The sequence below is a fragment of the Vagococcus luciliae genome (assembly GCF_024637875.1).
Classification (GTDB): domain Bacteria; phylum Bacillota; class Bacilli; order Lactobacillales; family Vagococcaceae; genus Vagococcus; species Vagococcus luciliae.
The window spans coordinates 1253308-1273029 of sequence record NZ_CP102451.1 but is presented as its reverse complement, the minus strand read 5'-3'; the positions used below and the strand labels follow the sequence as shown (position 1 = coordinate 1273029).

General features: G+C 34.5%; 16 protein-coding genes and 2 pseudogenes. 1 reads left to right on the top strand and 17 read right to left on the bottom strand.

The window, feature by feature from the left end; all coding sequences use genetic code 11:
• Positions 1-55: 55 nt before the first annotated feature.
• From G314FT_RS06210 to rimP, 16 genes and pseudogenes are all read right to left on the bottom strand, one after another.
• Positions 56-988: a metal ABC transporter substrate-binding protein gene (locus G314FT_RS06210; protein WP_423837529.1), complete on the bottom strand. Its 933-nt coding sequence runs from the start codon at positions 986-988 to the stop codon at positions 56-58.
• A 125-nt stretch (positions 989-1113) separates the two neighbouring features.
• Positions 1114-2277: a molecular chaperone DnaJ gene (gene dnaJ, locus G314FT_RS06205; RefSeq protein ID WP_257699523.1), complete on the bottom strand. Its 1164-nt coding sequence runs from the start codon at positions 2275-2277 to the stop codon at positions 1114-1116.
• A gap of 143 nt (positions 2278-2420) precedes the next feature.
• The gene (gene dnaK / locus G314FT_RS06200; protein WP_257699522.1) at positions 2421-4250 is read right to left on the bottom strand and encodes a molecular chaperone DnaK; all 1830 of its coding nucleotides are present in this window, start codon (positions 4248-4250) and stop codon (positions 2421-2423) included.
• Positions 4251-4298: 48 nt separating this feature from the next.
• Positions 4299-4871 carry a nucleotide exchange factor GrpE gene (gene grpE, locus G314FT_RS06195; protein WP_257699521.1) on the bottom strand — a complete coding sequence of 191 codons (573 nt, stop codon included), beginning with the start codon at positions 4869-4871 and terminating at the stop codon, positions 4299-4301.
• Positions 4872-4887: 16 nt separating this feature from the next.
• Positions 4888-5934, bottom strand: coding sequence for a heat-inducible transcriptional repressor HrcA (hrcA, locus tag G314FT_RS06190; protein WP_257699519.1), 1047 nt, complete (start codon positions 5932-5934; stop codon positions 4888-4890).
• 289 nt (positions 5935-6223) lie between these two features.
• Positions 6224-7360 (bottom strand): radical SAM family heme chaperone HemW, encoded by a 1137-nt coding sequence (hemW, locus tag G314FT_RS06185; protein ID WP_257699518.1) that lies wholly within the window; start codon positions 7358-7360, stop codon positions 6224-6226.
• Positions 7357-8310 carry a riboflavin biosynthesis protein RibF gene (ribF, locus tag G314FT_RS06180; protein WP_257699517.1) on the bottom strand — a complete coding sequence of 318 codons (954 nt, stop codon included), beginning with the start codon at positions 8308-8310 and terminating at the stop codon, positions 7357-7359. Before ribF ends, hemW begins: the two co-directional genes overlap by 4 nt.
• A gap of 13 nt (positions 8311-8323) precedes the next feature.
• Entirely contained in the window at positions 8324-9241 is a 918-nt protein-coding gene (truB, locus tag G314FT_RS06175; protein ID WP_257699516.1) for a tRNA pseudouridine(55) synthase TruB, read from the bottom strand.
• Positions 9242-9359: 118 nt separating this feature from the next.
• Positions 9360-10325 (bottom strand): Gfo/Idh/MocA family protein, encoded by a 966-nt coding sequence (locus G314FT_RS06170; RefSeq protein ID WP_257699515.1) that lies wholly within the window; start codon positions 10323-10325, stop codon positions 9360-9362.
• Between the two features lie 125 nt (positions 10326-10450).
• Positions 10451-10798 carry a 30S ribosome-binding factor RbfA gene (gene rbfA / locus G314FT_RS06165; RefSeq protein WP_241699157.1) on the bottom strand — a complete coding sequence of 116 codons (348 nt, stop codon included), beginning with the start codon at positions 10796-10798 and terminating at the stop codon, positions 10451-10453.
• 31 nt (positions 10799-10829) lie between these two features.
• Positions 10830-12803: pseudogene (gene infB, locus G314FT_RS06160) on the bottom strand (translation initiation factor IF-2); the annotation flags it as partial.
• A 242-nt stretch (positions 12804-13045) separates the two neighbouring features.
• Positions 13046-13154, bottom strand: a pseudogene (locus G314FT_RS10545) (translation initiation factor IF-2 N-terminal domain-containing protein); the annotation flags it as partial.
• A gap of 12 nt (positions 13155-13166) precedes the next feature.
• Positions 13167-13472, bottom strand: coding sequence for a L7Ae/L30e/S12e/Gadd45 family ribosomal protein (locus G314FT_RS06155; RefSeq protein WP_257702526.1), 306 nt, complete (start codon positions 13470-13472; stop codon positions 13167-13169).
• Entirely contained in the window at positions 13462-13761 is a 300-nt protein-coding gene (rnpM, locus tag G314FT_RS06150; protein ID WP_117973025.1) for an RNase P modulator RnpM, read from the bottom strand. The genes G314FT_RS06155 and rnpM overlap by 11 nt, the downstream gene beginning before the upstream one ends.
• A 25-nt stretch (positions 13762-13786) precedes the next feature.
• The gene (nusA, locus tag G314FT_RS06145; protein WP_257699511.1) at positions 13787-15001 is read right to left on the bottom strand and encodes a transcription termination factor NusA; all 1215 of its coding nucleotides are present in this window, start codon (positions 14999-15001) and stop codon (positions 13787-13789) included.
• A 20-nt stretch (positions 15002-15021) separates the two neighbouring features.
• A complete protein-coding gene (rimP, locus tag G314FT_RS06140; protein WP_257699509.1) occupies positions 15022-15495 on the bottom strand; it encodes a ribosome maturation factor RimP in 474 nt (157 codons plus the stop codon).
• A gap of 241 nt (positions 15496-15736) precedes the next feature.
• Between rimP and G314FT_RS06135 the strand changes: the two genes are divergently transcribed.
• Entirely contained in the window at positions 15737-16555 is an 819-nt protein-coding gene (locus G314FT_RS06135; RefSeq protein ID WP_257699508.1) for a metallophosphoesterase, read from the top strand.
• A gap of 74 nt (positions 16556-16629) precedes the next feature.
• Here the strand turns inward: G314FT_RS06135 and G314FT_RS06130 are convergent, their stop codons facing one another.
• Entirely contained in the window at positions 16630-19695 is a 3066-nt protein-coding gene (locus G314FT_RS06130) for a type I restriction endonuclease subunit R (protein ID WP_257699507.1), read from the bottom strand.
• Between the last annotated feature and the right edge of the window lie 27 nt (positions 19696-19722).

The following is a 19722-nucleotide window of genomic DNA, read 5'->3' as shown; positions in this document are numbered from 1 at the left end:
GCTTAGAGGTCTATAAAAACAACAAAAACCTAGAAATATTCTAGGTTTCCAACGTTTATTTTATGGTTAATTTTAAATGGTCTAAATTGGTATACATAACAGATAAATAATCTTCTCCACCATCCATTTCTTTTTTTGTTAAACTTTCTAATGGATTAAGCTCTGATAGCGTCGCTCCTGTTGCGCTAGTAATGGTTTCGGCAACTTTTGAAGAAGCACTACTTTCAGTATAAATTACTTTAATATCATCCTTTTTGACTAAATCTTCAATATTTTTTAATTCTTTTGGTGTTGGTTCTTGATCAGGAGAAATACCAGAAATGGCAACTTGTGTCAAACCATACTGTTTAGCTAAATAAGAAAAAGCTGTGTGTTGTGTAACAAATGTTTTTTGTGTTGCGTCTTTTGTTGCTTCAACATAAGCATCATTTAATTTATCTAATTCCTTAATAAAATCTTTAGATTGTCTTTCATAAACATCTTTGTTAGGTGTATCCACTTCAACTAAACCTTTCGTAATGGTTTCTACTTCTTTTTTAGCTAAAACTGGATCAAGCCATACATGTGGATCTAATTCATGATTATGTGAGTCCTCTCCCTCATGTTCTTCTTCCGTCGCTTCCATCAAATCAATTCCTTGACTTGCTTCGATAACTTTCACTTTTTTAGTATCAATAGAAGCTAAAACATCTCTTACCCATGTTTCCATCTCATTTGAATTATAAATAAAGACATCTGCATTTTGAATTTTAGCTAAATCTTTTGCACTCGGTTCATAATCATGCGGCTCCACACCCGCTTCAGTTAGCACTGTAACATCAGCCTCGTCACCAGTAATTTTTTTAGCAAAGTCATACATAGGATAAAAAGATGTTACTATGTGTAAAGTATCCGCCTCTTTTTGTTCTTCTTTACTTTCTTTTCCACATGCAGCTAACACACCTATTAATGCTAAACCTAAAATAATTTTCGTTATGCGTTTCATAATATATCCTCACTTTCACTCAAATCGTAAACATTACTATCTAACAATACATATTACATGTTTTTAAATTTATTTCAAGTAAAAATAAAAAAGTAAAACAAATAAACTGTTTTACTTTTTTGTCTTACTTATTTTTTCTTTTTCTTATGACCTGAAGAAAAGGCATCTTTCATTTTATCAAAAAAGCCTTCTTCTTGTTCAACTACTGCTTTTTCACCATTTAATTCAGCAAATTGGCGTAGAAGTTTCTTTTGTTCTTCATTCATTTTAGTTGGTGTATCAACATGAACCGTTACTTGTTGATCGCCATTTCCATTACCACGTAATCTCGGTGCACCTTTTCCTTTAAGTCTAAAGGTTGTACCTGTTTGGGTTCCTGCTGGTATTCTTAACTTCACTCGCCCATGAACAGTTGGCACTTCAATCTCGTCTCCTAGCGCTGCTTGAACAAATGTAATATGGTGATCATAATAGATTTCAGAACCATCTCTTTCAAAGATTGGGCTTTCTTCCACACTAAAGACTACATATAAATCACCATAAGGTCCGCCATTATAACCAGCCTCCCCTTGTCCAGATAAACGCATTTGTTGACCATCTTCAACGCCAGCTGGAACAGTTACTTTAACAGAATGGGACTTAATCATACGTCCAGCACCATGACATGTTTCACATTTTTCTTTAATGATTTTACCTGTTCCTTGACACTCATCACATGGTTGTTGGCTCATCATACGTCCAAGTGGCGTTTGTCTTTCAACATTAATAACACCTGAACCATGACATTTAGGACAGTTTTCTGGATGAGTTCCTGGTTTTGCCCCAGTTCCATGACATGTCGCACATTCGTCTTCACGATTATAACGAATATTTTTTTCAAGCCCAAAAATTGCTTCATTAAACGTTAAATCTAATGTGTACTGCAAATCAGAACCTTGTCTTGGCGCATTAGGATTACTTGAACGTCCTCCACCGCCAAAGAATGATTCAAAAATATCTTCAAACCCTCCGAAACTACCACCAAAATCTTGGAAACCACCACCGCCAAAACCACCAGCACCAAAGTTTGGATCAGTACTTGCATGGCCATATTGGTCATAAGCCGCACGTTTTTGTGCATCACTTAATACTTCAAACGCTTCAGATACTTCTTTAAACTTATCTTCTGCATCGGGTTCTTTATTTATGTCTGGATGATACTTTTTGGATAGTTTACGATAGGCTTTTTTTATTTCATCATCTGTTGCTGTTTTAGATACTCCTAAAACCTCATAATAATCTCTTTTGGCCATATATAACTAACCCTCCATTTTTCTAAAACCTCTAAATTCGTTTAAATCATACCATAATTTAGCCAATTTTAGAATGCTTTATAGTAAATAATCAAGAGAAAAAGCCAAAAGCACAATGCTTTGGCTTTTTTCTCTAGTTAACATTATTTTTCATCGTCGTTGATTTCTTCAAAGTCTGCATCAACAACATCATCCGCGCCACTTTGTGCTGCTTCTGGATTTTCTTGTGCTTGTTGTGCTGCTGCTTGTTCATATAATTTAACAGTTAACGCTTGTACGATTTCATTTAATGCATCACGTTTAGCTTTCATATCTTCAATATTATTAGCTTCAACAGCTGCTTTTAATTCATCACGAGCATCTTCTGCTTTCTTCACTTCATCAGCATCAACTTTACCCTCTAATTCACCTAAAGTTTTATCAACTGAGAATAATAACGCATCGATGTCATTGCGTAAATCAACTTCTTCTTTACGTTCTTTATCTGCTTCAGCATTTGCTTCAGCGTCTTTTACCATACGTTCAATTTCTTCATCTGTTAAACCTGAAGATGATTTAATTGTAATAGTTTGTTCTTTTTGAGTACCTAAGTCTTTTGCACTTACATTAACAATACCGTTTTTATCGATATCAAAAGATACTTCGATTTGTGGCACACCACGTGGAGCTGCAGGAATATCTGTTAATTGGAATCTTCCTAATGTTTTATTATCAGCTGCCATTGGACGTTCACCTTGTAATACATGGATATCAACGGCTGGTTGATTGTCTGCTGCAGTAGAGAAGACTTGTGATTTACTTGTTGGAATTGTTGTGTTACGGTCGATTAATTTAGTAAATACACCACCCATTGTTTCAATACCTAATGACAATGGTGTAACATCAAGTAAGACAACATCTTTAACATCACCAGTGATTACCCCACCTTGGATAGCAGCACCCATTGCTACTACTTCATCAGGGTTAACTGATTTGTTAGGTTCTTTTTTAGTTTCTTTTCTTACAGCTTCAACCACTGCAGGAATACGAGTAGATCCACCAACTAAGATAACTTCATCAATTTCTGAAGTTGAAATACCAGCATCTTTGATTGCTTGACGAACTGGAATTTTAGTTCTTTCAACTAAATCAGATGTTAATTCATCAAATTTTGCACGAGTTAAGTTTAACTCTAAGTGAAGAGGTCCAGCTTCACCAGCAGTGATAAATGGTAAGCTGATTTGAGTGCTTGTTACACCTGATAAATCTTTTTTCGCTTTTTCAGCTGCATCTTTCAAACGTTGTACTGCCATTTTATCTTTAGATAAGTCAATTCCATTTTCTTTTTTAAATTCTTCAACTAAGTAGTCGATGATTTTTTCGTCAAAGTCATCTCCACCTAAGTTGTTGTCACCTGCAGTTGATAATACATCAAAGACACCATCACCTAATTCAAGGATAGATACGTCAAATGTACCACCACCTAAGTCGAATACTAAAACTTTTTCATCACGGTCAGTTTTATCTAAACCATAAGCTAAAGCTGCTGCAGTTGGTTCGTTAACAATACGTTCAACTTCTAAACCAGCAATTTTACCAGCATCTTTTGTTGCTTGACGTTGAGCGTCATTAAAGTAAGCAGGAACTGTAATAACAGCTTTATCAACTTTTTCACCTAAGTAATCTTCAGAAAATCCTTTAATGTATTGTAAAATCATTGCAGAAATTTCTTGTGGTGTATAAGTTTTTCCTTCAACTTCAACTTTATATCCAGGTTCTCCCATATGACGTTTGATTGAAGAAATTGTATTTGGGTTGGTTACAGCTTGACGTTTTGCTACTTCACCAACTTGGATTTCACCATTTTTAAACGATACAACAGATGGTGTTGTACGGTTACCTTCTGGATTAGTAATAATTTTTGCTTCTCCGCCTTCTAATACAGCTACTGCAGAGTTTGTTGTTCCTAAGTCAATACCAATTATTTTACTCATATTAAAAATCTCCTTTATCTAATTAATTTATTTAAATGTTAATTTATATTATTGTGTCACAATAACCATTGATGGTCGTAAAATACGATCATGCAATATATAACCTTTTTGTAACACTTGAACAATCACATCTGATTCTTGACCATCTTCAGCGGGAACTGTTTGTACGGCTTGATGTAAATTTGGATCAAATTTTTCACCTTCAGCTTTTATCTCTTCGATACCAGATTCTTTAAAAGCATGTAACATGCTTTCTCTCACCATCTCAATTCCTTTTTTCATCGCTTCACCATGCTCATCACTTACCTCAATCGCTAACGCACGATCTAAGTTATCCAAAGCTGGTAATAACTCTTTTGCTAATTCTTGTGCACGATATCTAGAAGCTTCCTCACGCTCTTTTTTATGTCGATTGCGCATATTAGCAATCTCAGCTTGAGCTCTTAGAAATTGATCTTCCATCTTATCTAAATCTTCTTGTAATGTTTGTTCTAACGATTCTTCCGTTTCGTTTTCTTCTACCACTTCTTCGGTTTCAACAGCCTCATTTGTTTCAACTGTCGACTCTTCGTCTTTTTTTTCTTCCTCGTTAACTTTATCAACTGATTCGTCTTTCTTCACTTTAGTCAGTCTCCTTTCACTCTCCACTATTTTCCAAATGTCGATAATATGTTTCTAGATGTCTAGATAACTCATCTGTTAAAACATCCATAACTCCTAACAGTTTCGAATAAGACATGCTAGCAGGTCCTAAAACAGCTACTAATCCTTTGCCTCGTTGAAAAACATCGTATGATCCAGTTACTAAACTCATGTTTTGCAACAATTCATTGTTTAGTTCGTCTCCAATTTTAATATCAATTTTTTCATCTTTATCCGATATAAGAAGCTCAGTCAATTTATCTGTATCACTAATTAAGGAATACACTGACTGAAACTCATTTGGGTTTGTAATAGCAGCTGAATTTAATAAATTCATCCCTCCACCCACATAAATTTGTTCATCAAAAGCTTGATTAAACACATCTTCGAATAAGAATAAAATATTACTTGAATTATTAAAATAACGTTGGAGAACTAATGGAATCTCTGTTCGAAGCTTATGGTAAACTGTCAAAAGTGTTTCTCCCAACAATCGATCATTGATGATTCGAATCATTTTTTCGATATCTTCAGTTGACACTGAACTTGGAATTGAGAACACTTGACTTTCAACATATCCTTGATCAATCACGATAATCGCCATTAATTGTCGCGTATTTAATGGAACAATTTGAAACCCAGTTAATCGACGTTCTTTTACCTCTGGCCCTAACGAAAAGGCTGTGTAACTTGTTAGCTCGGATAAAATATTAGCAGACCATTCAATGATTTCATTTGTGGCATTAAATTTGCGATCAAACAATCGCTTGATACGTTGAGCATCGGTAGAACTAATCTTACTAGGATCCATTAAATGATCCACATAATAACGATACCCTTGCATTGAAGGGATTCTACCAGAAGACGTGTGCATTTTTTGAATAAGACCAAAATCTTCCAATTTTGACAGCTCATTTCGAATAGTTGCTGAACTAACTGTAATCCCGTTATTCATCAAGGTCTTCGATCCAACAGGTTGTCCTGTTTCAGTATAGAGCTGAACTAATAATTGTAAGATGTGTTCTTGTCTCATACTCAACATGCGAATCACCTTCCTTATTAGCACTCATTTATACTAAGTGCTAACTACATTATTCAATATAACAAGGATTAATTTTTTTGTCAACTAAAAGCCTCTCTTTTTTAGCACTCTTTGTTATAGAGTGCTAATTTTAACGATACCAGTTAACAAAGCTTAATAAACAAAGGATTTATCTATATTATGACAAATTTATAAATGAGTAATCACAAGAATATGTCAATTTATTTTGTCAAAAAAACGAGAATAACAAAAAAACAGCCTAATTTTTTCTCTTTAGACTGTTTCATACTTATTTTTCTAATAAAAACTTCTCAAAAACATCATTTCCTAAAATTAACCCTTTATCCGTTAACGAAATAAAGCCATCTCTTATTTGAATCATTTCTTCCTCTATTAACCTCTCAGCAATACTTCCATAAATTGATTCAAATGTTTGACCAAATTTTTGTTCAAAATTAGGTAGAGAAACACCTTGTTTTTTACGTAATCCTAAAAACATTTCCTCTTCCATTTGATGTTTAATCGTTAAATTTTCTGTTGTAATAGTAGGTAATTTATTTTGTCTTAAAGGTTCTAAGTAATGTTGGATAGGCCCATGATTTTTATAACGAATATTGCCTAAATAACCACTTGCTCCTGCGCCCAATCCATAATAATGATCATTATTCCAATAAACTAAGTTATGCTTGCTCTCTTTTCCCACTTCAGCAAAATTACTCACTTCATACTGATGTTTTCCAGCTAACGTCATGCGTTCGATAGCTCGCTCAAACATATCTCCCTCAACATCAATCCCTGGTAAATGCAATCTACCTTGCCTTGCCCAATTATAAAACATGGTTTTATTTTCTAAAATCAATGAATACATAGAATAATGAGGTAAATCTAGTGCCAAAGCTTTATCCAGCGTGTCTTCAAAACTTTCCATTGTTTGATTTGGTAAAGCATAAATTAAATCAATACTAACATTCGAAAAATCAGCACGTTCTAAAAGAGACATAGTATCAAATACATCTTGTGCTGAATGTTTTCGACCAATTTTTTTTAATAACCTATCATCAAACGTTTGAACTCCCATAGACAATCGATTGACCCCATGTGTTTGAAGAACGTTTATTTTATCCTTTGTCAAATCACCTGGATTAGCCTCTACAGTAAATTCATCACTTAGATTAAACGGTAATAATTCTTTTACACCACTTAATAGACGGTCGAGCTGTTTAGCAGATAAAGACGTTGGTGTACCACCACCAATATAAATGGTTTCAGTTGTATCTGATGGATAAGCTTCTTTTGTTAACTTGATTTCTTTCAACAAAGCCTCAATGTATTCATCAACAGGTTGTCCTTCAATAAATACTTTATTGAAGTCACAATAAAAACAGATATGTTCACAAAAAGGAATATGTATGTAAGCTGACGTCATATTAGTCCCCCTCTTGCATCAAAATAATCCCTTGTATTTTGTTCATCTTGTTTTAATTGAGCAATTAGTCCATCCACATTATCAAATTTTTTCTCTCCACGTAAAAAGTGTAGCCATTCAACACTCACTTGTTCACCGTAAATATCATCTAAAAAATCTAGAATATTGACTTCGATGGTCATCGGACGATTGCTCTCAAATGTGATATTGTATCCTATTTGCGCCATACCCATATACCATTTGTTTGCTACTTTTATCTTCACAACATATACCCCACCAGTAGGTAATAACGAATATGTTGGCACTTTAATATTAGCAGTTGGATACCCTAATAATCGACCGCGTTTATCTCCATGTACTACAATGCCCGTTGTTTCGTAAGCATAGCCCAATAGTTTGTTCGCTGCATACATATCACCTATCTTCATGCATTCACGAATAGCTGTTGAACTAACTTTTTCATCATGTTCACTTAATTTTTCAACTTCAACTACTTCAAATCGACCTTTTGCATAGGTAGGTAAGATACTCATATTGGCAATATCTTTCTTTCCATAGGTATAATCAAATCCTGCTACGACAACTTTAGCATGCAATCCTACCATGTATTCATCGACGAAATCTTGTGGCGAAAGACTGGCAAAAGAAGACGTAAACTCAATGATATATAAATAATCGACACCCAATTGCCTCATTCTTTCTTCTTTCTGCTCAATTGTTGTAATGTATTTCATTTTCTTGTAATTTACTTTTTGGAAAACAACTGCAGGATGATGATTAAATGTCATCACAGCCAATTTTAATCCTTTTTCATTTGCTATAGTCTTAGCTGTTCGGATTACTTCTTGATGACCTCTATGAACGCCGTCAAAAAAACCTAAAGCTAACACGACATCATCCTTAGGTAAGTCACATGGATCATACGGATGATGGATATTAATAATTTGCATAACATATACTCCTTTAATCGTTTCGAATCACTTTAATTGGTTTAAATAAACCAGGTTTACTTGGGTGTTTACCATATAGACTAACAAGTTGTTGATGATAAAATAATGCAATCAACTGTGTATCATCATATTCTGCAAAAAAAGAGTCTGGCATCACCAAGCCATTTTTGATTACTTGATATTCATCTGACGTTAGTATTTTTTTAGGAAACGTCTCGACAGCTCTCTCAAGCGGATAAAATATTTCTGATAATCGATTACCCTCTACAAGCTCTCTGACTTTTTCTAATGTAATGGCTTCTTTCGCGTCAAACCCTCCACTTGATAACCTCGTTAAATCTGACATATGTGCCTCATAACCTAATTTTTTTCCTGTATCCACAGCAAGTGTTCTAACATACGTTCCTTTTGCACAATCCACTTCAAATTTCCAAGACTGTGTCTGTGTTTCTTCTGAAAAGATTGGTTGACTGATGCGTTTATAACGATGAATAACTGTTTGTCTGACTGGACGCTCAACTGATTCGCCTTTTCTCGCATAATCATATAATCGTCGACCATTCACTTTAACAGCAGAATACATAGGAGGAATTTGTTGAATATCACCTGTTAAAGATAACATGGCGTCATCAATTTCTTTTTCTGTTAAAGGCTTGGTAATAGGACTTTTTGCCACAATTTCCCCACTTGCATCTTCTGTTTCTGTTGAAAATCCAAGGGTTATTTCCCCAACATATAGTTTATTGGATTCTTGCAAATACTCAACAACTTTTGTTGCTTTACCGACACAAATAGGCAATACGCCATCAACATCTGGGTCAAGTGTGCCACTATGTCCAACTTTTTTTGTTTTTAAGATTTTTCTTAACTGGAACACACAATCATGACTTGTCATGCCACGTGGTTTCCATAGAGGGATAATTCCTTCCATTTGTCTTCTCCTACTCTTTTCATCATTTCCACAATATTATAGCATACTTAAAGACCTAATTAGGATAAAAGCGATTGTAAACATAAAAAAAGGAGGTCGCCCTCCTTTTAGGTATCTATTATAATTTCCATCCCCACTCATGTCTCATAGCGTCCATCAACTCAATCACTCGTTGACTGACTTCTCGACAATCAGGAACATGCTCTAATTCTTTTTCACTAGCCAAATGATTTAACATATCCATCTCATAGGTAAATACATCTTTTCCATCGCCTGCTTCAATGACTTTTGTTGTTCCATCATTATAAAAGATCTCAGCTGTTGTGGCTCTTGGAAAATCATTAATCATTAAATAGCCTTCATCACCTGTGACTAAAATTTGTTTTGGTAATCTTCCTCTAAACGATAACATCACACTAGCTAGTTCGTTATTTTTTGTTTTTAATGTAGTCACTGATTTCTCATCAACGCCACTTGGTGCCATGACAACCTCAGAAGAAACTAACTCAATGTCTGTCCCTAATAAATAAACAGCTGCTGATAAGGCATATGGTCCAATATCAAATAATGCCCCACCACCTTTTTCTAATGAGAAAAATCGATTATTTACATCATATTCTTTACAACTACCAAATGTGATATTCGCCCCGCTAATTTTACCTAACACATTTTGTTCTAATAAATGGCTCACTTCATGATACATTGGCATGAAGAACAATGTTACAGCTTCCAGTATAACCACGTGATGCTTTTTCGCTAATTCAAATAACTCACGTGCTTGGTCAGCATTTAATACCATCACTTTTTCACATAATACATGTTTACCTTTTTCGATTGCTTTTTTGGCATAGTCATAATGCGTTTGATTTGGTGTTGCAATATAGACACACTCAAGGGTATCATCATTTAAAAACTCATCATAATCTGTGTAGCCATTATGTAATTGATGGGCTTCTTTAAACGTTTCAAGAGATCTTGGGTTACGATTATACACTGAATGGACCGTGTATTTTGACGTATCTACTTGCGTTACAAATTCTGTTGCAATCACACCTGTCCCAACTATTCCGATATTTTTTACCAATCGAATCGCCTCCTAATTAATCTACTCTTAGTTTATCATACTTCATTATTATGCGTTAATAATTCCTATTTTATGAAAAATTAAAAAGACCAGAAGAAATAAATTATCCTCTAGTCTTTTTTTAATTAATCTTTATGCAATCCTCTTAATAGTTCATCAATATGATTTCCATATTCGACTGACTCATCTCTTGCAAAGGTAATTTCAGGTGTTTTATAGATACTTAATCTATGACCTAATTCACGACGAACTAATCCTGTCGCTTTATCCAATCCTTCTTGAGCTTTTTGCTTATCAGACGCTTTATCACTCAACAAGCTATAAAAAATAGTTGCTTCTTGTAAATCACCAGTTACTTTTACGTCAGTGATACTTACATCTTGTACACGTGGATCACGCACTTTTTTATGTAAAATATCATTCACTTCTTTTAATATTTCTTGAGCGACACGACGATCTCGGTAATTTGCCATATGCTTATCCTCCTCATATAAATGAGCTGAATTATTTTTTCACTTCTTCCATGATGAACCCTTCAATGACATCATCAACTTTTACGTCATTGTAATTTTCAAGAGTGGCACCACATTCAAATCCCATTTTTACTTCTTTTGCATCATCTTTAAATCGTTTCAAACTAGCTAGGTTACCTTCATGGATAACAATACCATCACGAATTAAACGAATACCACAATCACGACGAATGAAACCTTCTGTTACGTAACATCCTGCAATTGTCCCAACTTTAGACACATTGTAAGTTTCACGAACTTGCATTTGTCCTGTAATTTTTTCAACAAATTCAGGATCAAGCATTCCTTTCATCGCTGTTTCAATTTCTTCGATAACTTTATAGATGATTCTGTGTAAACGAATATCGACTTGTTCTTGTTCTGCTTGTGTACGAGCTTGTGCTGTTGGACGAACATTAAAACCGACGATAATCGCATTACTTGCAGAAGCTAATGTAATATCACTTTCGTTAATTGCCCCAACTGCTGAATGGACAATTTTCACGCGAACGCCTTCTACATCAATTTTTGTTAAACTTGCGGCTAATGCTTCAGCTGAACCTTGAACGTCCGCTTTGATAATAACATTAACTTCTTTCATTTCGCCATCTTTCAGACTTTCGAATAAGTTATCTAATGTCACACGTTGACTCACTTGACGTTGTTCTAATAAAGCACGTTTTGCTCTTTCTTCTCCAGCTGCACGAGCTGTTTTTTCGTCTTCGAAAGTTACAAATCTGTCACCAGCTTGTGGCACATCATTTAACCCGGTAATTTCAACTGGTGTTGCTGGTCCAGCTGTTTTATCACGACGACCAATATCGTTTGTCATCACACGAACACGTCCGTGGGTGTTACCAACAACGATTGGGTCTTGAACATGTAGTGTTCCTTGTTGTACTAATAATGTTACAACAGGTCCTTTACTTTTATCTAAGCGAGCTTCAATAACTGTTCCAATGGCACGTTGTGTTGGATCAGCTTTTAAATCTTCTACTTCAGAAACAAGTAAAATCATTTCTAATAATTCTTCAATATTATCCCCAAATTTTGCAGAGATTGGAACAAAAATTGTGTCTCCACCCCATGATTCTGGAATCAAGCCATATTCACTTAATTCTTGCATCACGCGATCTGGATTGGCACTTGGTTTATCAATTTTATTGACCGCCACAATAATTGGGACTTCTGCTGCTTTAGCATGGTTAATGGCTTCAACTGTTTGAGGCATGACACCATCATCTGCTGCTACAACCAAAATAGTAATATCTGTGATACTTGCTCCACGAGCACGCATACTAGTAAACGCCGCATGTCCTGGTGTATCTAAGAATGTAATTGGTTTGCCATTAATATCAATTTGATAAGCACCGATATGTTGTGTAATCCCGCCTGCTTCACCAGATGTTACTTTTGCATTTCTTAATGTATCTAATAAGGTTGTTTTACCATGGTCAACGTGTCCCATAACAGTCACAACAGGAGGACGACTGACTAATTTATCAGGATCAACAACATCTGCTTCAAAGAATTTGTCAATATCAGCCACATCTTCTTGAACTTTTTCTTCCGCTTCAATACCGTAATCTGTTGCTAATAATTCAATTGTATCTTTATCTAAGGCTTGGTTTTGGTTAACCATCACACCTAAAAGGAATAATTTTTTAATAATTTCTGCTGGTTCACGGTAAATTTTCTTAGCAATATCTGCTACATTCATGCCTTCAGTGTAAACTAACACTTCTGGTAATTCTTTAAATTTACGTGGTGGTACAGCTGGCTTATTAGATGTTTGCTGTTTGCCTTTTTTATTGTTACGTCGCTTATTATTTTTGTTATAGCGATTGTTTTGGTTTCCTTGATAAGGTCGATTACCATTGTTATTACGGTTTCCACCTTTATTTTGGTTATTGTTATTACCTGTTGAATTATTGCTTCTATTTGCTTGATTAGATGTATTTCCAGCTGGTTTTTTTGTTCCATTTGCTGAAGATTTTTGGTGATTATTTTGTTTATTCGTTGGTTGTTGTTTGTTTTGATTCTGATTATTCACTCGATTACCCTTACTGTTATCATTATTTTCTAACTTTTTGTTAGAATGATTATTTTTTTTAGCTGGTGCTTGACCAGATTTTTTATTATCTTGTCCCTTAGCTTTTGAAGGTGCTAATAGGTGTTTGACTTTATCAATATCTGAGTCATTTAATGTACTCATATGATTTTTCACATCAACACCTGCGGACTGAGCTTTTTCTACGATATCTTTACTTGGAACATTAAGTTCTTTTGCTAATTCATATACGCGTTTTTTACTCATTCTCTCACCGTCCTATTCTGTCATTAGTTCACACATCTTTCGAGAAAATCCGGTGTCACATACCCCGACAATCATACGATTTTTGCCAATAGCAGAACTCAGTTCGGCTGAGGTGCATGGCGAAATCAATTTTGTATGATAACTATGACACTTGTCTCTCATTTTTTTTTCGGTATTTTCACTTGCGTCACTTGCTAAAATCACCAAATTTATCGTATTTTTTCTCACTGACTGTAAGGTTGTTTCTTCACCAGTCACAAGTTTACCGGCTTTCATTGCTAAACCTAGGAGATTAAGAAATCGTTGTTTATTTTCCATTTCCGAATAATTCTCTCCTTGCTTTTTGATGTGACACATAGTCTAGCAACTCTTGATAGAAGTCATCTGTTAATGTATCGTTTAATACTCTGTCTAAAATCTTTTGATCCCAACTTTTTTGGACAACATCTGGTTCCATAGATAGATAAGCACCACGACCTGGCATTTTTCCAGTTGGATCAATCGAAATCTCGCCTTCTTTAGAACGAACAATACGAATCATTTCTTTTTTGGGTTTCATTTCATTTGATACAACACATTTACGCATTGGAATTTTTCTTTGTTTCATCTATTTCGCCTCCCAAAAAGTGGTATTATTCTTCATCTTCTTCAACAGTTACGACAATTTCTTCTGTAGCGTTCTCTGTTGATTCTTCTGATGTAGTTTCTTCTGATATTTCTTCCACAGCTTCATCTAATACATCTTCAACGACTAATTCTTCATTTGCTTCAAGTACTTCTTCAAGTAACTCTTCTTCATTTTCTGCAGCTATTTTTTCCCATTCCGATTCAGGTTTAATATCAATTTTATAGCCAGTTAATTTAGCCGCTAATCTCGCATTTTGTCCACGTTTACCAATAGCTAATGATAATTGGAAATCTGGCACAACGACTGTACAAGCACGTTGATTTGGCTCAAAAATAACATCTAATACTTGAGCAGGATTTAAAGCGTTAGAGATAAAGACAGCAGGATCTTCATTCCATTCCACAATATCCATGTTTTCGCCTTTTAATTCATTAACAATGACTTGAACACGTTGTCCTTTTGGTCCGACACACGTTCCAACTGGATCAATGTCTTTGTTAGCAGCTGTCACTGCAACTTTTGCTCTATCTCCAGCTTCTCTTGCAATGCTAATAATCTCTACTTCACCATCATACACTTCTGGTATCTCTTGTTCAAATAACCGTTTTAATAAATCTGGATGGCTACGACTAACGTAAACTTGAGGACCTTTTGATGTATTTTCTACTTTTGAAATATAAACCTTGATGCGATCGTGTGGTTGATAAACTTCATTTGGGATTTGATCTTGTTTAGATAATACGGCTTCAATTTTACCTAAATTAACATAAATATAGCGATTATCTTGACGTTCCACAATTCCTTGCATAATTTCATTTTCGTAAGCACTAAATTCATTATAAATAATTGAGCGTTCTGCTTCACGTACACGTTGTAAGATAACTTGTTTAGCTGTTTGTGCTGCAATACGGCCAAAGTCTTTTGGTGTTACCTCAAAACGAATCATATCACCAATTTCATAAGCACCATTAATTTTTAACGCTTCTTTCAAGCTAACTTCTAATTGAGAATCCATGACTTCTTCTGTTACTTCTTTAACAGAAAAAATATGCACATCCCCCTTTTTCTCATCAAACTCAACATCTACATTTTGTGCTTGTCCATAGTGACGTTTATACGCTGAAACCATTGCTGCTTCTAGTGCTTCAATTACGATACTTTTTGAAATACCTTTTTCGCGTTCAAGAGCATCTAGTGCTCCTAACATTTCCTTGTTCATGTATTTCCTTAACCTCCATTTTAAAATTGAATAGCCAATCTCGCTTTGGCAATATTTTTTCTATCAAATGTCATTTCTTTTTCTTGCGTTTTAATTTTTACTAATAGGGTGAGCGTCTCTGGGGTTACTTCTTTTAAGAAACCTTGATACTGCTTTTCTCCTTCAATAGCTTGATAAAAAGAGATATTTACATACTCTCCAATAGCATTGACATAATCTTCTTCTTTTTTCAAAGGTCTTTCTGCCCCTGGTGAAGACACCTCTAAGAAATAGGCTTGTGGAATCGGATCTGGATCGATTGTGTCAAGTTTTTCACCTAACGCCTCACTGACTAGTGCACATTCATTGATATCAATACCGCCATCTTTATCAATAAATACTCTTAAAAACCAATTTTTTCCTTCTTTAACATATTCAACATCTACTAAGTCAAATTGATAGCCTTCCAAAATTGGATTAACTAAGTCAGTGACTATTTCGACTACATTTGCCAATATTTTCGCCTCCCTATACATTTTCGAGAAATTCATCAAAAAGAGTGAGCGTCAACACGCTCACTCTTTCCACTCATATCACACAATGATATGTTAGCATATTTTCAACTACTATTCAATGTTACTAACTTTTTTTTGAAAATATGGTTAAGATTTTTCTAAGTTTTTCGATTTTAGTTCTATATTTCTTATTTTTTGTTAATTTAACTAAAGATAATTTTTAAAATAAGGAGGCGTCTTTATGACACAAGTAAAAAAAATTGTTACCGGATTACTCCTAACTATCCCCCTACTGATTATTGCTGAAGGGATTCGTGAAAACAGACAGTTAGATACAGAATCCATCATCATCACAAGTAATCGAGTTAATGGTGATCCTATAAAAATTGCTCACTTATCCGATTTACAATTTCCAAGATTAAGAGTTAGTCAAACACAATTATTCAACGAATTAGAAAAAGAACAACCTGATGTCGTGTTTTTAACTGGTGACACAATTGATCGCACTGAGTCTGTAGAAACAACCGAATTTTTTGACTTTTTAACTACTTTAACCTCTCGCTACAAAACTTATGTTATCAATGGCAATCACGAAGAAACAAACCCAAATTATTCTTTATGGAGACAAAAAATCAAATCCAGTGATGCGATTTATTTAGAAAATGATGTCACTAATTTGGCCATCAATAATAATACATTTAACCTCGTTGGACTAAGTAATCGACACACTTCACTTTCAGGTCAAGATATGGCGAAAATTAATACTAATCAAGATACATTAGTGTTAGCACATCATCCTGAACTATTTGATGAATACATTAACTCTTTTAATAGCCCTCTCGCTATTTTTAGCGGTCATGCTCATGGTGGACAATGGCGTTTACCTAAAACAGATGGTCTTTTATCACCTGATCAAGGGGTGTTACCAAAACTAACAAATGGCTTATACATTAAAAATGACTCAAATCTTATTGTCAGTCGTGGCCTAGCTAATAGTAAATTTCCAATTAGACTAAATAACTATCCACACCTCATTTTTACCACTATTAAACAGGCATAGAAAAAAGCTTTGGAACATCATGTACCAAAGCTTTTTTTATTAGTATGATGTGCCATACAACATATCTCTTCTTTTTAATCACGTTCAAGAGGTAATAATTCTTCCTCCATAACTTGTACTAACTCTTTTTTAAAACTTTTCCAATATCTTAACTTACTGACAGGGGCATCGTTAGATTCTTTATACTGCTCATAATTTGATGAATCTCTTAACTCCTGTTCACCAACTTGTTTTTCTTTTTTAGGATTATAGTTGTTAACAACATATCGCAAATCACCTTCGTTAACTGACCATTTTTCAGCAAGCTGAGAGGTTTCATTTAGCTTTTTATCTTGTATTAAACGATTTAATAAGATAGATATATCTTTATCACGATAATGTTCAGGATTTTGACGAATATCTTCCCATAACGTTTTGATTAACGCTGACAGTTTTTGATTAGATTGAGACAATTCATCTAGGTACTTATCAATTTCTTTGGCTGATTTGTCATCTTGTCTTCCTATCAGCTCATACTCATCATCTCCTACCGGAACATATCGTTGAATCAACATCAAAATATAATCATAATTAATATTTTCTGTTTTAACTGACTCTAACTCATAGAAAATATCAATATCAATTTCTTTTTCTTCAGGGGCATCAGATAATTCTTTAATTTTTTCTAACGCGTTTTTGTATTTTCCTGTGTACTCTTCAAACTCTTTTTCCGTAATAGGAAATAAACTGCCCATTTGTTCTTCAGAAAATTCTGTATAGACTTGCGATGAAGCATAATATTTATCCACTTGTTGAAACGACCTAGCGAATTTTTTTAATTGGACTATACTCGATGACCCAATATCGATTGCATGTGGATTTGGTTCTACCAATTTTAACTCCTCGATTGCCTCAATAAATCGATCTCTCGTTTCTTCCCACGTTGGAGCTAACACCTCATTTTCTCCACCATTTGAATATAAAATCAACGCATTGGTCACCGCTTGTTCAAAGGTTGCTGGATCTTGAAATGTCACAATTTGACCGTAACGTTTGTATTTGTCAAATAAACGATTTGTCCGTGAGAATGCTTGAATTAAATTATGTTCTTTCATCGGTGGTCTATCAATAAACAACGTCGATAAACAAGGTGCGTCAAATCCTGTTAGCAACCTATCTACCACAATCACTAAATCAAGCTGTTCGCTTCGTGCTTTATACTGATCTTTTTTTCGTGCCAATCGGTCATTAACATTTCGATTATATGCGCGCATCGTTTCAAGCGTATAGTGTGTGCCGTACTCTTCATTATAATCTTCCAATGCTTCTTTCATCTTATCTTGATTACTTGAAGAAGATGCCTCATTTTCAGAAATAGAATATGTTATAGCCACCTTAGGAAAGTCTGGTAGTACTTTTTTAGTTGCCTCTGACACACTCACACTAGATTGCCCAGCCTTCACTTCTTTAATCAAATCATAATATTTTTGTGCCTGTGAGATAGACGTCGTTGTTAAAATAGCATCATATGTCTGACCTACCCCTAAGTTAAACCCTAATTTTTTGCGAGATTTATTAATGATAGAGTCTATCACTTCTAACATATGTGCCTCATCTAAATACACTTCATTTGGAACATAATATTCTTTTTCCATCAAACTCATCTCATAGATTGCCAACTCAGATTTTTTATCTGAACTTTCCACAATATCATCCAGCTGTTCTTCTGAAAAAGTGGTCTTGTACTCCACTTGAAACCCTAAAACCGCTTTGTCATGTATTGCTTCTTTTACAGTGTACTCATGTAAACACTCACCGTATTGTTGTTTTGTTGTTCTGGGTAGATTGCCTTGTACCTTTTTAGCATTTTCAACAAAAATAGGAGTACCTGTAAAGCCATACCAAAGAGATTCAATAAAAAAGGTTTCTAATTCTCTTTTTTTCTCTGGACTAACAGCTCGGTGACATTCATCGACAACAAACGCCAGCTTAAGACGACGTAGTTTTTGATATTTTTTATTTTCTGGATTTTCTTCAACTCGACGCATGACATAATTTAATTTTTGTATCGTCGTCACTACCACCGAGCGTTCATCTGATAATAGTTTTGTAATTAACTCGGATACATTTTTAGTCTCATCAATATCTATCACATCATTTTCAGCATATGATGTAAATGACGTGGTTGTTTGTTGGTCCAAATCCACTCTATCCACAATAAATATGGTTTTATCAATAGATGAAATTTGTAATAAATTTCTAGCTACTTTATATGACGTCAAAGTTTTTCCAGAACCCGTCGTGTGCCAAACATAACCTGACTTTGATTGCTTAGACGCTTGCTTAACTGCTTCAATCGCATGAATTTGATAAGGACGAAGTAAAATCAATGCTTTTTTATCATTATCAATCACAGTATATTGTGTCACCATTTTATGTGCCATTGGAATAGACAGCACATGTTTTGAAAAATCTAAATAATTATCCACTGCTTTGTTGTCTTCATCCACCCATTTTGTTAAAAATTGGGCATTAAGCTTAGTATCTTGTGCTGAAGCAATGTAACGTGTGTCTGATCCATTTGTGACCACAAACATCTGAACACTAGAAAAAATGCCAGTAAATTTGCCTTCTTTCAAATATTTTGAAATTTGACGAAACGCATCCATATATGCATTATTCTTATTTTTTAATTCAATATGAATCATTGGTAACCCATTAATCAATAACGTGACATCAAATCGTCGATCATTATCCATGTATTCTTTTTTAGTTGAGACATATTGATTGATGACCTCATAAGATGATATGCCACCTGCGACATCCTCACGATTCAACACACGTAGCCTAATAGTTCCTAACTTAGCATCTTCACGCTGTACCTGGACCTTTGCGACACCATTTTCACCTGCTAACCACTTAGCAGCTTCATAAAAATTTGGAAAACTTAACTGATTTTTTATTTGGCGAAATTCTTGTTCTGTTAAAAGTGTTTCCCCTAGTATATCTAAATTATTCATTTCTAATTTATCTTTAAAATTATCCCATAAATCATCTTCTGTTTTTAAATCTGGTCGATAAGTCCATTGTGATTCACCGGAAATTAACTGTTCGATTAATTGTTTTTCTAAATCTAACTCTGAAGTAAACTTACCCAACATTTTTTCCCACTTTCTCTCTTTTTACGT